This is a genomic window from Dyella sp. KRB-257 (assembly GCF_049445995.1).
Classification (GTDB): domain Bacteria; phylum Pseudomonadota; class Gammaproteobacteria; order Xanthomonadales; family Rhodanobacteraceae; genus Dyella_A.
Genome location: NZ_JBMSDZ010000005.1, coordinates 24,201 through 36,990, shown reverse-complemented (window position 1 = coordinate 36,990; position 12,790 = coordinate 24,201). Strand labels below are relative to the sequence as shown.

At 66.4% G+C, this 12,790-nt stretch carries 8 protein-coding genes; 4 read left to right on the top strand and 4 right to left on the bottom strand.

Annotated features, from left to right (window positions below; translation table 11 throughout):
* Positions 1 to 141: 141 nt before the first annotated feature.
* Positions 142 to 966, top strand: a complete 825-nt coding sequence (locus ACO2Q2_RS05145) for an alpha/beta hydrolase (protein WP_423254709.1) — start codon at positions 142 to 144, stop codon at positions 964 to 966.
* Positions 963 to 2,585: an alpha-amylase family glycosyl hydrolase gene (locus tag ACO2Q2_RS05140; protein WP_423254708.1), complete on the top strand. Its 1,623-nt coding sequence runs from the start codon at positions 963 to 965 to the stop codon at positions 2,583 to 2,585. The genes ACO2Q2_RS05145 and ACO2Q2_RS05140 overlap by 4 nt, the downstream gene beginning before the upstream one ends.
* 186 nt (positions 2,586 to 2,771) lie before the next feature.
* Here ACO2Q2_RS05140 and ACO2Q2_RS05135 read toward each other — a convergent pair whose 3' ends face one another.
* Both ACO2Q2_RS05135 and ACO2Q2_RS05130 read right to left on the bottom strand, forming a co-directional pair.
* The gene (locus ACO2Q2_RS05135; RefSeq protein WP_423254707.1) at positions 2,772 to 3,791 is read right to left on the bottom strand and encodes an alpha/beta hydrolase; all 1,020 of its coding nucleotides are present in this window, start codon (positions 3,789 to 3,791) and stop codon (positions 2,772 to 2,774) included.
* Between the two features lie 104 nt (positions 3,792 to 3,895).
* On the bottom strand, positions 3,896 to 5,557 hold the full coding sequence (locus tag ACO2Q2_RS05130) for an alpha-glucosidase (protein ID WP_423254706.1): 1,662 nt from the start codon (positions 5,555 to 5,557) through the stop codon (positions 3,896 to 3,898).
* 683 nt (positions 5,558 to 6,240) lie between these two features.
* Here ACO2Q2_RS05130 and ACO2Q2_RS05125 point away from each other — a divergent pair.
* Both ACO2Q2_RS05125 and ACO2Q2_RS05120 read left to right on the top strand, forming a co-directional pair.
* Positions 6,241 to 9,165 carry a TonB-dependent receptor gene (locus ACO2Q2_RS05125; protein WP_423254705.1) on the top strand — a complete coding sequence of 975 codons (2,925 nt, stop codon included), beginning with the start codon at positions 6,241 to 6,243 and terminating at the stop codon, positions 9,163 to 9,165.
* Between the two features lie 249 nt (positions 9,166 to 9,414).
* Positions 9,415 to 10,929, top strand: a complete 1,515-nt coding sequence (locus ACO2Q2_RS05120) for a GH39 family glycosyl hydrolase (protein ID WP_423254704.1) — start codon at positions 9,415 to 9,417, stop codon at positions 10,927 to 10,929.
* A gap of 161 nt (positions 10,930 to 11,090) precedes the next feature.
* Here ACO2Q2_RS05120 and ACO2Q2_RS05115 read toward each other — a convergent pair whose 3' ends face one another.
* Both ACO2Q2_RS05115 and ACO2Q2_RS05110 read right to left on the bottom strand, forming a co-directional pair.
* The gene (locus tag ACO2Q2_RS05115) at positions 11,091 to 12,119 is read right to left on the bottom strand and encodes a LacI family DNA-binding transcriptional regulator (protein WP_423254703.1); all 1,029 of its coding nucleotides are present in this window, start codon (positions 12,117 to 12,119) and stop codon (positions 11,091 to 11,093) included.
* A gap of 97 nt (positions 12,120 to 12,216) precedes the next feature.
* The gene (locus ACO2Q2_RS05110) at positions 12,217 to 12,774 is read right to left on the bottom strand and encodes a recombinase family protein (RefSeq protein ID WP_423254702.1); all 558 of its coding nucleotides are present in this window, start codon (positions 12,772 to 12,774) and stop codon (positions 12,217 to 12,219) included.
* Positions 12,775 to 12,790 lie beyond the last annotated feature (16 nt).

The following is a 12,790-nucleotide window of genomic DNA, read 5'->3' as shown; positions in this document are numbered from 1 at the left end:
CCCACCGCCCGGGCCCAGCGCCCGCGAACCTCGCCGAAGCCGCGTAGGGGCGCACCCTGTGCGCGAATGCTCTTGGCCGGATCTTGCGGAAAGCCATTCGCGCACAGGGTGTCCTCCTGCGAAAGCTGGCAGCGCGAGGCCATGAGCGATAACGGTTTCCGCACCATCGAGTGTTCCGATCCCGCCCTCTGCGCCGACGGGCTCGCTTTCGCCACGGCGAAGAGCCCGGCGCTGCAGCGGCGTGCCGACGTCACCCTGTTTGTGCCGCCCGCGGCGCACGGTGTTGCCAACCTGCCGATCGTGGTGTTGCTGCACGGCGTTTTCGGTTCGCATTGGGCCTGGGCGATGAAAGGCGCGGCGCATCGCACGACGGCGCGGCTGATCGACGAGGGTGCACTGCCGCCGGTGGCCCTGCTGATGCCCTCCGACGGCCTGTGGGGTGACGGCTCCGGCTACGTGGCGCACACCGACCACGATGCCGAACGCTGGATCATCGACGAGATCCCCGCGCTGGCGCGCGAGGTGGTCCAGGGCTGCACGAGCGCGTCGCCGCTGCTGGTGGCCGGCCTCAGCATGGGCGGCTTCGGCGCATTGCGGCTGGCCGGCAAGTATCCGCAGCGCATCACCGCGGCCGCAGCGCTGTCGACGGTCACCGAGGCGTGGCAGTTCGATGCGCTGATCGAGGAAAGCCGCCGCGACTGGAGCAGCGCCCACGCCGACCGCAGCGTGCTCGCGGCACTCACCGGCGCACCCGGCCAGCTGCCGCCGCTGCGCATCGACTGCGGCCTGGACGACCCGTACCTGGAATCCAACCGCGCGCTGCACCGTGACCTGCAACGCGCCGGCATCGCCCACCATTACGCCGAAACGCCTGGCGACCACGACTGGGCCTACTGGTCGACCACGCTGGAACACACGCTGCGCTTCTTCGGCCACGTACTGAACGCCCAGAAGGACTCCGCATGACCCTCGCCCGCCCGCTGCTCGGCTGGCTCGCCGGCACCCTGCTCGCCCTGGTCACGCCGCTCGCCGCCGCTGCACCGGCGACTCCGGCCGCACCGGCCGCCGACGGCGGCCAGGTGTTCTACCAGATCTTCTTCCGCAGCTTCCGCGACTCCAACGGCGACCGCATCGGCGACCTCAAGGGACTGACCTCGAAGCTCGGCTATATCCGGCGACTCGGCGTCACCACGATCCTGCTCACGCCGCTGCAGCCCTCGCCGTACTACCACAACTACTTCGCCACCGCGTTCAAGGCCATCGATCCGGGCTACGGCACGCTGGACGACTACTTCGCCTTCATCCGCGCCGCCCACGCGAAGGGGCTGAAGGTCTACCTCGACGAGGAATTCCAGTACGTCGCCGAGGGGCATCCATGGTGGCGCGACTCGATCTGCAAGCCACACGCGAAGTACGCCGGCTACCTGCTGTGGAAAGACGCGCGGCACTGCGTGGCCGAACCCTTCCTCGACCGCGCGACCTGGCGCGGCTACGACGGCCGCGACATCGGCATCGCCATGGTCAACCTGCATGACCCCGCCGTGAAAGCCTACTTCCGCGACCTGCTGCTGTACTGGGCCGACCCGCACGGCGACGGCAGCGGCCGCGACGGCGTGGACGGCTACCGCATCGACCACATGATGGACGACCTCGACCACAAGGGGCTGGACACGCACCTGTTCGCGGATTTCTGGACGCCGATCTTCCACGCGCTGAAGGCGCGGCGGCCCGCGCTGCGCATCCTCGCCGAGCAGGCCGACTGGGGTTACGGCACCAAGTGGTTGATCGACGGCCACGTGGACATGGTGTTCGCCTTCCCGCTGCGCGGCGCGCTGCTGTCGTTCGACAAGGCCGCCATCGTCAAGGCGATCCGCGCCACCGACGCGGCTACGCCGCCGGGCAAGACGCAGGTGGTGTTTCTGGAGAACCACGACGTGGACCGCTTCATGTCGCTGATCCACGGCGACGCTGCCAAGGCACGCGCAGGCGCCGCCATTGCGCTGCTGCTAAAGGGCGATCCGCTGATCTACTACGGCCAGGAACTGGGCATGCGCGGCGCGCAGCCGAAGAACGTCGGCGCCTCCAGCGGCATCCCGCTCACCGACGCCGTCGGCATCCCCTCGCGCGAAGCCTTCCGCTGGCAAGCCGACCTCGACGCGCCCGGCTCAGCCATCTGGTATCGCGGCGACCAGTGGTTCTGGAAAGACCGCTTCAACCGCTCGCACGACGGCGTCTCGCTGCAGGAAGAGGAAGCCCGGCCGGACTCGCTCTACCACTGGTACCGCAGGCTGTTGGCGCTGCGCCATGCGCGTCCGGAAATCGACCACGGCGCGCAGCGCATCCTCTGCGACGACGGCAGCGCGGTGCTGTGCATCCTGCGCGGGGACGGCGCGCGGCGCACGCTGCTGCTGGTGAACCTGGGCAAGACCGACACGAAGCCGCGGCTCGACCCGAGGCTGGTCGCCGGCAACGCCTGGGCCGACCTGCTCGGCAACGGCGCGCCGACCTCGCCCGACGCCACGCTGTACCCCATGCAGGTACGCATCGTGGGCACGCCCGCGCATCCCGGAGACCATTCGCCCTGAGCGTGGGCCCGAAGGGTCGAAGTCGAAGATCCGCCGACAGGCAGCGAGGCGTCTCGACTCCGCCCGCTGCGCGGGCTACGTTCAACGCGAACGGGTGAGGGTAACCAACCGAAGCTTCTCTCTCGAGGACCGAGTCCATCCAATTACCTGGGGGAGACGAGCGAGGGTGGGATTTCGGGCAGGCTCTTATCGGGGCGCCAGCAGGAACGTCAACGGGATGGCCAGCCGCGCGGCCCAGGATTTCTCGCTGTGCTCGGCGCCGGGGAAGACCCGGCTCTGGTAGTGGCTTCCCGTCCAGCCTTTCGACTGCAGCAAACGATCGACGCGTTTCTGGATCGGGTCGTACCAGGCATCCAGAGTCCTGGTGCCGTGGTCGAAGTAGATCCGGTGGCCGGCCGGCGACGGGAAGTCGTGCCGGATGTAATCCACGAAGGCGTCCGGCACGGGGTCGTCGGTGGCGGCTTCCAGCGACAGGTAGGGACCGGGCCAGTGCGTGGACAGGCACGCGGCGCCGGCAAAGGTGCCGGGGTATTCGGACAGCGCATACCAGGCCATCAGGCCGCCCATGCTGGAGCCCATCACAAAGGTCGACGCTGGCTTCGGATCGACATTGAAACGGCGATCGATGGCGGGCTTGAGTTCCTGCGTCACGAACTTCAGGAACGCGTCGGAAAAAGGCGCCACCGGCAGTATCTGGAAATCCCCCAACTGCCGCGAGAATAGCGCCTGCCGCTGCGCGGGCGTCAGTGATTCCCAGGGTTTCTGTGGAAAGTACTCGCTCATCCGCAGGGATTGCGCGTTTGCGATGCCGACGATGACGAACGGCCGCGTCTTGCCCGCGGCGATGAGTTTCGCGGCGGTCGAAGCCGCCTGCCAGCTCGGCAGCTTTGAGCCCGGATGGTCGCCAAACAGGTTCTGCCCGTCGAACATGTACAGCACCGCATACGGCGCCTGCTTCGGATAGCCGGGCGGCAGCCAGACGTCAACGTCGTGCGGCGCCACGTATTGCGAGGGAACCCGTGCCATGTGCACGATCTGTCCCGCGGGAACGCTGGGCGGCGCCGGCTCGGCGCTGCGCGAGCGCGCGCTGAAACCCAGCGCGGCGAGGCCGGGGAGGAGGATGGCGAAGATCGATCGGAAGGAGCGCAATGCGCGGTGCATGGGCTTGTCGCCTGTAGGTTGGCCAATAGCGTGTTGCTGGTTCATGCGAAACGATGATGGGGCGTCATCCCGGCGCAGGCGAGCATCCAGTGGCGACTGTTGAAAAGCGCCTCCGGCCTGCGCCGGAATGACGAGCAAAGAGCATGGCATCAGGCACCGGCGACGGCCTCGGCAACCTGTATGTCAGCCGGCTGTAGCGCGTCGATGTCGGCGAAGAACGCACTGTAGCCGGGTAGGTGAACCCGTCCGCCTTCGAGGCGTCCGCACGGCAGGCCATGGTCGTCGTGGACGCGCACGCCGCTGGCCGGCAGCGGCAGCGCCATGGCCGTAGCGCCCAAGTTGAACACGGTCAGCAGGGTCTCGCCGCGGAACGTGCGCACGAAAGCCAGCAGCGGTTCCGGTGCATCGAGGAAGCGGATCTCGCCCCACTTCAGCGCGGGCCGCGACCGCCGCCATTGCATGAAGCGGCGGAACCGCTGCAGCGGCGAACCTGGCTGGACTTCCTGGACGTCCACGCTGAGCTCGCGGTTGCGGTCGTCGAGCGGCAGCCACGGCGTGCCGGTGGTGAAGGCGCCGTGCCCGGCGGCGCCCCACGGCATCGGCGTGCGGCAACCGTCGCGGCCCTTCGATTTTGGCCAGAAGGCGATGCCGTAGGGATCGCGCAGCGCATGGTAGGAAACCTCGGCCTCGGGCAGGCCCAGTTCCTCGCCCTGGTAAACGCACACCGAGCCGCGCAGGGCGCAAGCCATCGCAGTGAACAGGCTGGCGGCGTGCTCGGGCGCGTCGGGTGCGGCCCAGCGCGAACGCACCCGCACGGAGTCGTGGTTGGAGATGGCCCAGCAGGGCCAGCCGTGCGGCATCTGGCGCTCCAGTGCCTCAACGGTGCCGCGGACGTGCCGCGCCGAGCCGTCGTCGGTCAGCAGCTCGAAGCTGTAGCTCATGTGCAGGCGCCCGTCGCCGGTGTACTCGGCCATGGTCGCCAGCGAATCGTCGGACGACACCTCGCCCAGCGCGACGGCGCCCGGATAGTAGTCGAGCAAGCGGCGCAGCCCGGCCAAGAAAGCCAGGTTTTCCGGCTGCGTGTTGTTGAAGCGGTGGTACTGGTAGGCGTAGGGGCTGTCCGACGAGAAGCCGCGACCCACGCGCTGGTCGGCGGGCCGGGCCGGGTTGTCGCGCAGCAGGCGGTCGTGGAAGCAGAAGTTGATCGAGTCCAGGCGGAAGCCGTCGACGCCGCGGTCGAGCCAGAAGCGCAGGTGGTCGAGCGCGGCATCAGGCACCTCGGGATGGTGGAAATTGAGGTCGGGCTGCGCCGCAAGGAAGTTGTGCAGGTAGTACTGTCCGCGGCGCGGCTCCCATTGCCAGGCCGGGCCGCCGAAGATGGACAGCCAGTTGTTGGGCGGCGTGCCGTCCTCGCGCGGGTCGGCCCACACGTACCAGTCGGCCCTGGGGTTGTCGCGGCCCTGGCGGCTTTCCTGGAACCAGGGGTGCTCGATGGATGTGTGGCTGGGCACTTGGTCGATCAGCACCTTCAGGCCCAGCGCATGCGCCTTCCGCAACAGCGCATCGAAATCGGCCAGCGTGCCGAACACCGGGTCGACGTCGCGGAAGTCGACGATGTCGTAGCCGAAGTCGGCCATCGGCGACTTGAAGAACGGCGAGATCCAGATGGCATCGACGCCGAGGCTGACGACGTAGTCCAGGCGCGCAGTGATGCCCGGCAGGTCGCCGATGCCGTCGCCGTTGCTGTCCTGGAAGCTGCGCGGATAGATCTGGTAGATGACTGCGCCGCGCCACCAGGGGGCTTCGTTCATGTCGCGTCTCCGGCATGGGGCATGCGCCGCCGGGCGGCGCATGCGGAAATCAGAAAGGTCGGAATACACCCCGATGTCCCAAGCTTGAGAACCGTCATTCCAGCGAAAGCTGGAATCCAGCGCCTTTAGCTGCATGTCATAAAGCCGGATCCCGGTTTTCACCGGGGTGACGGGCGCAACAACCGCTTGAGTTCCAGGCATTGGAATGCACCCATGCGCCCAAGCCTACGCGGCCCGAATACGCAATAGGAGAGACCGCAAACGTATTCACCAAGAAAATCCGGTTCGCATGCATGCCGCTCGCAAAAGGGCCGATGAAAGACGCATGCCGAACGATCGGTCGCGGTGCTGCACTGCACCAAATAAAAGCGGCTACGCCGCATAAATGACTGACCGTCAAGTAGCGCGGAATCTATTGCAATGCGAAACCGCCCGCCGACGGCACCGCCGCGGCCATGGCAGGGATTTCCCGCGGCTTGCCCGCCGATGGAACCAGGGCCGTCATCCCGAACGGTTTTCACATACGTATTCGTTGATCGCATACGTATGCGGAAGTTGTCCGTGTCCAAAACGCCTGCCTAGTATCCCTGCCAGGAAACAGTCATGGCATGCCTTCCCTGAAAAGGCGTGTCATTCCAAAAAAACAATGGCCTGACGAATGGCCACTCGGGGAGGACGGGATCATGAGTTTCAAGCGGAATCTGCTCGCACTGGCGATGGCCTCGGCAGGCATCGGCCTGTTTTGCGAAGCCCACGCCTCCGGCCCCGGGCAGGATCTGCAACCGCCCGCCTCCGACCATGCCGCCGCGTCACCTCAGGGCACGCGGAACGGCGAGGCAACCGCCGGGAAGAAAGCGGCAGGCGACGCCAAGCCAAAACAAAAGAGCGACAAGGACAAGCTGGTCCAGACCCTCGGCACGATCACCGTGACCGGGTTCAGCCGCAGCCTCGAATCGTCGATCGACTACCAGCGCTACTCGGACAAGATCGAAAACGTGGTCACCGCGGCCGACATCGGCGGCCTGCCGGACCAGTCCATTGCCGACGCCCTGACCCGGCTGCCAGGCGTCGCCGCGCAGCGCATCGGCGGCGAAGCCTCGCAGATCAACATTCGCGGACTCACCGGCAACTTCATCCAGACCACGCTAGACGGCCGCGTGCAGCCGTCCACGAGCGGCAGCAATTACATCCAGTTCGACGACTACCCGTCCGAGCTGATCCATCAGGTCTCGGTCTACAAGTCCTCGCAGGCCGACCTCATCGAGGGCGGCGTAGGCGGCACCATCGCGATGGAGACGGCCAACCCGCTGGAGAACCCCAAGGACCAGAGCTTCAACGTGGACGCCCGCGGCAGCTACAACTCGCGGGCCAACCAGGTGTACGGCGCCAACCCGCGCGCCTTCCGCCTCAGCGCGGCCTACCAGGGCAAATTCCTCCACGACACCTTGGGCGTCGGCCTGGGCTTTGCGGAGCTTTCCCAGCCGCATGTGGCCGAGCAGTACGTCAACGAGTCGTACTCGAACACGCCAGCGACCCTGGGTGGCCGGCCGGTCTACGTCAACACCGGCGTGCAGATCAACCAGGACGGCGGGTCGGAGCGCCGCCACGGCTACATGGGCACCGTCGTCTGGCAGCCCGACGAACATTTCACGCTGACCGGCACGGGGTTCTACTCGAAGTTCCACGCCGGCTCCTTTCAGCATGGCCTGCGCGCGCAGTTGTTCACCAACGGCGGCGCGGTCATCACCGACCCGGTGGTGTCGCCCGGCGGTGCGCTGATCGGCGGCACCGCGAGCAGCATTCCCGGCGGCTTCTTCGGCATCCCTGGCCTGCAGGCGTTCTCTGTCGCGACCACCGCCAACGACCAGTCCAACGATGCCAACGTGTTCTCAGGCGGCCTCAACGCCAAGTGGCACGACGGCCCGTGGACTGTGACGGCGGACTTCTCGGCCTCGCATGCCGCCAGCCGCACGGTGGGCTCCGACGTGACGGCCGACCCGTACGACGGCCTGGGCTCGGGGCTGCCGCTGATCGCGGACCAGTCGATGTCGTTCGCCCTGCACGGTCTCGGCGTGGGCGACTTCTCGGTGGCCAACCCGGGCATGTATACCGACCTCGGTCGCATGGCGCTATCCAGCTACGGCGTCTACCCGACCATCTACCACGACCGGATGAAGGCCTTCCGCACCACGGTGAAGTACGAGCTGGCCGACAACCCGGTGTTCTACGCCATCGAGGGCGGTATCTACCTCAACAACCATGACTACAGCGCCGACCGCAAGGTCTGGCTGTACGGCTCCGCCTGGGGCCAGTACTGGCTGTCGACGCCGAACCAGCCGCCGCTGGCGCTGGACGGCTCCACCGCGGTGAAGACCTGCTGGAAGGGCAGCCAATTCGGCAAGTTCCCCTGCTTCCTCGCGCTGGACGCCAACGCGATCCTGGCTGCGAACGGCATCGTGCCCAATCCGCAGAAGGATTGGTCGCAGAACTGGACCGAGACTCAGAGTGGCGGCGTCAACGTCAAGGTGAGGGACGCTTTCCTGCAAGGCGATATCGACACCACCGTGTTCGACCGTGAGCTGACCGGCAACGTCGGCCTGCGCGTGGTGCACACCTCGCAGTACAGCCCCGGCCTGCAGCAGGTCGGCAATGGCGCGGGCGAGCCGATCGCCGACGGGCGCGGCGTGATCAGCACCGACTACATCCGCGTCAATCCGGGGCAGACTTACACCGACTACCTGCCGTCGCTGAACCTCAACCTGCACTTGGATGACGACAACCAGGTCCGCTTCGCGGCCGCGAAAGTGATGTCGCGCCCACCGATCGACCTGCTCAAGTCCGGCGTCGCCTCGTTCATCCTCAACGGCACCTACAACCTCAGCAGCGGCACCAATCCACTGCTCGACCCGATGTACGCAACACAATACGACCTGACCTTCGAACACTACTTCCCGGATTCCAGCGGCGCCTTCGTGGCCGACGTGTTCTACAAGCACATCGACTCGTTCGTGCAGACGATCACCGACTACAACTACGACTTCGCCGCCCACGGCTACACCGTGCCCACCAATCCACAGACAGGCAAGCCCTATCTGAACGGCGAATACCAGACCGCCTACAACAACACCAAGGGTGGCTACGTGCGCGGCGCCGAGCTGCAATTCATGAAGACGCACTTCCTGCCCGGGGTCTGGTCGGGACTGGGCGTGGCCATCAACTACGCCTATACCCAGAGCGGCACCAAGGTGGAGTCCGACCTGGGCGGCTTCCCGCAGAAGCAGAACCTGCCGGGACTGTCGAAGAGCGTGGCCAGCGCCGCGCTGTTCTTCGACCACGACAAGTTTTCCACGCGACTGGCGGCGAATTACCGCTCGCCGTTCGTGTCCGCAGCGCAGGTGTCCTTCACCTACCAGACCGTCTATTTCGCCGCCGAGAAAGTGTTCGACTACCAGGCGGCCTACCACTTCAACGACCACGTGAGCGCGCTGTTCCAGGTGCTCAACCTGACCGACCAGCCGACCCGCACCTACTTCGGCAACGCCACCCAGACCAGCACGATCCAGTACTTCGGCCGCACCCTCTACGCGGGCGTCGGGCTCTCGTTCTGAGCGATGTTGTCCAGCCAACTTCGCAAAGTTAGGAGCCTCGCGGGCGATGCTTTCACCATGGCATCCAGAAAGCCAAAACATCGTGGCTAAAGCCGCTCCAACAGGTGAAGCGACCGCAAGCATGACAGACGGGAAAATACGAAAGACCCCGGTTCGGCGGCAACCACAGACAGGCTCCAGTCCGGCTCCAGTCCGGATGCCGGCCACGTGAACACATGGCCGACCGATCAGATTCGCAGAGGACGTTTCATGACACACGCGTTCCGCAACCGCCTCATGAGCCTGCTGGCTCTGGGCATGCTCGCCCTGCTTGCCACCATCGCCGCATCGGCCGCATCCACCGCGCCGGATGGCCCGACGACAATCCACGTGAACGTGGATGCGCAGGCCAAGGGCAACGCCTTCCCGCACTTCTGGGAACAGATGTTCGGCTCCGGCCGGGCGGCGCTGGCCCTGCGCGCCAGCTATAGGCGCGACATGCGCATGGTGAAACAGGCCACCGGCTTCTCCTACGTGCGCGCCCACGGCATCCTCGACGAGGACGTCGGCGTGTTCACCTTGGACAAGCAGGGCCGGCCGGTCTACAACTTCTCCTACGTCGACCAGATCTACGACGGCCTGCTCGAGCTGGGCGTCAAGCCCTACATCGAGCTGAGCTTCATGCCGCCGGACCTGGACAGCCATCCCGACGCCGCCAAGCCGTTCTTCTACAAGCTGCGCGCCTCGCCGCCGAAGAGCTACGCGCTGTGGGACGACCTGATCAAGTCGTTCGCGCGGCACCTGGTCGAACGCTACGGCATCGACGAGGTGTCGAGCTGGTACTTCGAGGTCTGGAACGAACCGGACATCGCGTTCTGGAACGGCACGCCGGCGCAGGCCACCTACTTCAAGCTCTACGACCACACCGCGCGCGACCTGAAATCGATCAGCCCACGGCTGCGGGTAGGCGGCCCTTCGACGTCCGCCGTGGCCTGGATACCGGATTTCCTGCGGCACGTGCACGAGCAGCGCGTGCCGGTGGACTTCGTCAGCACGCACGCCTATGGCAACGTCTGTCCCGACGTGGCGAAGGTGCACCGGCAGATCGCCGAGTCGCCGTATCCGCACCTGCCGTTCATCCTCAGCGAATTCAACGCCTCGGCCTTCAACCGCCCCGCCATTACCGATACGTCCTACATGGGTCCCTATCTGGCCAGGACAATCCGTGACTGCGACGGCAATGTGGACCTGATGAGCTTCTGGGCGTTTTCCGATGTGTTCGAGGAACAGGGCGTGGTGAAAACGCCGTTCTACGGCGGCTTCGGCCTGGTCGCCGAACGCGGCATCCCGAAGCCGGCGTTCAACGCCTTCGCCATGCTGCACGAGCTGGGCGATACCCGCCTGCCGGCCGGCGACGGCCCGGTGCTGGTCACCCGGCGCGGCGATGGCAGCCTGGTTCTGGCGCTGTGGAACTACGCGCCGCCGGTGAGCACCGGGACGTCCTACGTGCCCGGCAAGCCCAAAGGCGAGACCCGTCGTTTCGAGGTGGACGTCGCCCATCTCGCCGGTACCCGTCAGGCCGCGGTCTGGCGGCTGGACCGCGATCACGGCGACGTCATCCCGACGTTCGACGCGATGGGCCGGCCAGCCTACCCCAGCCGGAAACAGATCCAGACGCTGCGGCAGGCCGGCCGCATGGCGCCACCGGAACACATGGCGGTGCAGGACGGCCGGTTCAGCGTGGAGATTCCGCCGCAGGGGCTGGTAGTGGTGCGGTTGCCATAGCATCCCCCCCCTGGCGGCACCGGAGGACGGTGAAGGAGCGCGCTTGCCCGCGATGCTCTTGGTCGTTGACCAGCGTCCGAAAAATCAGGGGGCAAAGGCATCGCGAGCAAGCTCGCCCCTACCTGCCGGCCAGCATCGGGGAAAGGCGAAGGCCCGCCCGCTCAGGCCGCCGCGGATCCCGCCGCGGCGCTGGAATGCCGCACGATCAGGTGCGTGGGCAGGCGAGCGCTGTGCACGGGCTTGCCTTCGATCAGGTTGATCAGCGCCTCCACCAGCAGTCGGCCGGCGCGGCGCGTGTCCTGCACCACCGTGGTCAGCGACGGGGTGACGCTGCGGGCCATGGCGATGTCGTCGAAGCCGACCACCGCCACGTCGCCGGGCACGCGCAGCCCCCGCTCGGCCAGCGCGCCCATCGCACCGATGGCGATCAGGTCGCTGGCGCCGAAGGCGGCGTCGAAGGCCACGCCATGCTCGAGCAGCGACAGCACGGCATCGTGACCGGACTGCTCGGTGGTCTCCGCGTCGATGCGCAGCACCGGGTCGATGGCGATACCGGCGGTGCGCAGCGCCGCCTCGTAGCCGCGATAGCGCTCCATCACCTCCGGCGAATGCTCCGGTGCGCCCAGGAAGGCGATGCGGCGGCGCCCCTGCGCGACCAGGTGCTCGGTCACCATGCGGCCGCCCTGCAGGTTGTCGCTGCCGATGGACAGGCCGAACGGCTCCGGCAACATCGGTCCCCAGCGCACGAAGCGGGTGCCCGATCGGACCAGCGCCTCGAGCTTGCCCTGGTAGGTGATGAAATCGCCATAGCCCAGCAGGATCAGCCCGTCCGCCTTGTGGCTACCGGTGTATTCGGCATGCCAATTGCGCGACATCTGCTGGAACGAGACCAGCAGGTCGTAGCCGCGCTCGGAGCACACACGCGCGATCGAGCCCTGCATCGACAGGAAGAACGGGTTGATATTCGACTCGTCGCAGGTCGGGTCCTCGAAGAACAGCAGCGCCAACGTGTGGGTCTGCTGCAGGCGCAGGTTGGAGGCGTTCTTATCAACCTTGTAGTCGAGCTGGCGGGCGATGTCGCGCACCCGGTCGCGGGTCTTCGCGCTGACCATCGGGTCGCCGCGCAGCGCGCGCGAGACCGTGGACTGCGAGACTCCGGCCAGTTGGGCAATGTCCAGCGAAGTAGCCATTCGCATGTTCTCCGTGCCTGCCGTGTACAGGCAGTCCCTCGCGGCAGTGTAAGAGGGCCGTCACGGGGTCAGCTCACGAAACGGAAAAAATCGTACGTTAGGAGTGAGACGATGCCGGAATCCAGCGATACAGCGTGGGCACCGATACTCCGAGGTTCCTGGCCACGTCGCGTGGCGGAATGCCTTCGGCCAGCAGCTTTCTCGCTGACCGGATCTTGCTCTCGGTCATCTGTCGTTTGCGGCCACCCGTGCGACCCAATTGGCGCGCCACCTCCAAACCCGCGCGCGTGCGCTCCACGGTCAGTTCCCGCTCCATTTCGGCGAGGCTGGCCATAACATGAAAGAAAAACCGCCCCGACGGCGTGCTGGTGTCGATGGCGTCCGTGAGGCTTCGGAATTGGACCTCGCGTGCGTGCAACTCGCCAACCAGATCGACCAGGTGCTTCACGCTACGGCCGAGTCGATCGAGCTTCCAGATGACCAGCGTGTCGCCCTCGCGCAGCATCTCCAGCGCCTTGGCCAGCCCCGGGCGATCGGCACGGCTGCCGCTGAGCTTGTCCTCGAAGACTTTCTTGCAACCAGCTTTGCGCAGCGCCTCGATCTGAAGATCCAGGTTCTGGTCCTGCGTGGAAACACGGGCATAGCCGATCAGCATGGCGCCGCACTCGGGG

Excerpts from the sequence above, each read along its gene's own strand:
- ACO2Q2_RS05140 (WP_423254708.1), top strand. The coding sequence starts at position 963 with ATGACCCTCGCCCGCCCGCTGCTCGGCTGGCTCGCCGGCACCCTGCTC.
- ACO2Q2_RS05115 (WP_423254703.1), bottom strand. The coding sequence starts at position 12,119 with ATGGCTACTTCGCTGGACATTGCCCAACTGGCCGGAGTCTCGCAGTCC.
- ACO2Q2_RS05125 (WP_423254705.1), top strand. The coding sequence starts at position 6,241 with ATGAGTTTCAAGCGGAATCTGCTCGCACTGGCGATGGCCTCGGCAGGC.
- ACO2Q2_RS05145 (WP_423254709.1), top strand. The coding sequence starts at position 142 with ATGAGCGATAACGGTTTCCGCACCATCGAGTGTTCCGATCCCGCCCTC.
- ACO2Q2_RS05130 (WP_423254706.1), bottom strand. The coding sequence starts at position 5,557 with ATGAACGAAGCCCCCTGGTGGCGCGGCGCAGTCATCTACCAGATCTAT.
- ACO2Q2_RS05135 (WP_423254707.1), bottom strand. The coding sequence starts at position 3,791 with ATGAACCAGCAACACGCTATTGGCCAACCTACAGGCGACAAGCCCATG.
- ACO2Q2_RS05120 (WP_423254704.1), top strand. The coding sequence starts at position 9,415 with ATGACACACGCGTTCCGCAACCGCCTCATGAGCCTGCTGGCTCTGGGC.
- ACO2Q2_RS05110 (WP_423254702.1), bottom strand. The coding sequence starts at position 12,774 with ATGCTGATCGGCTATGCCCGTGTTTCCACGCAGGACCAGAACCTGGAT.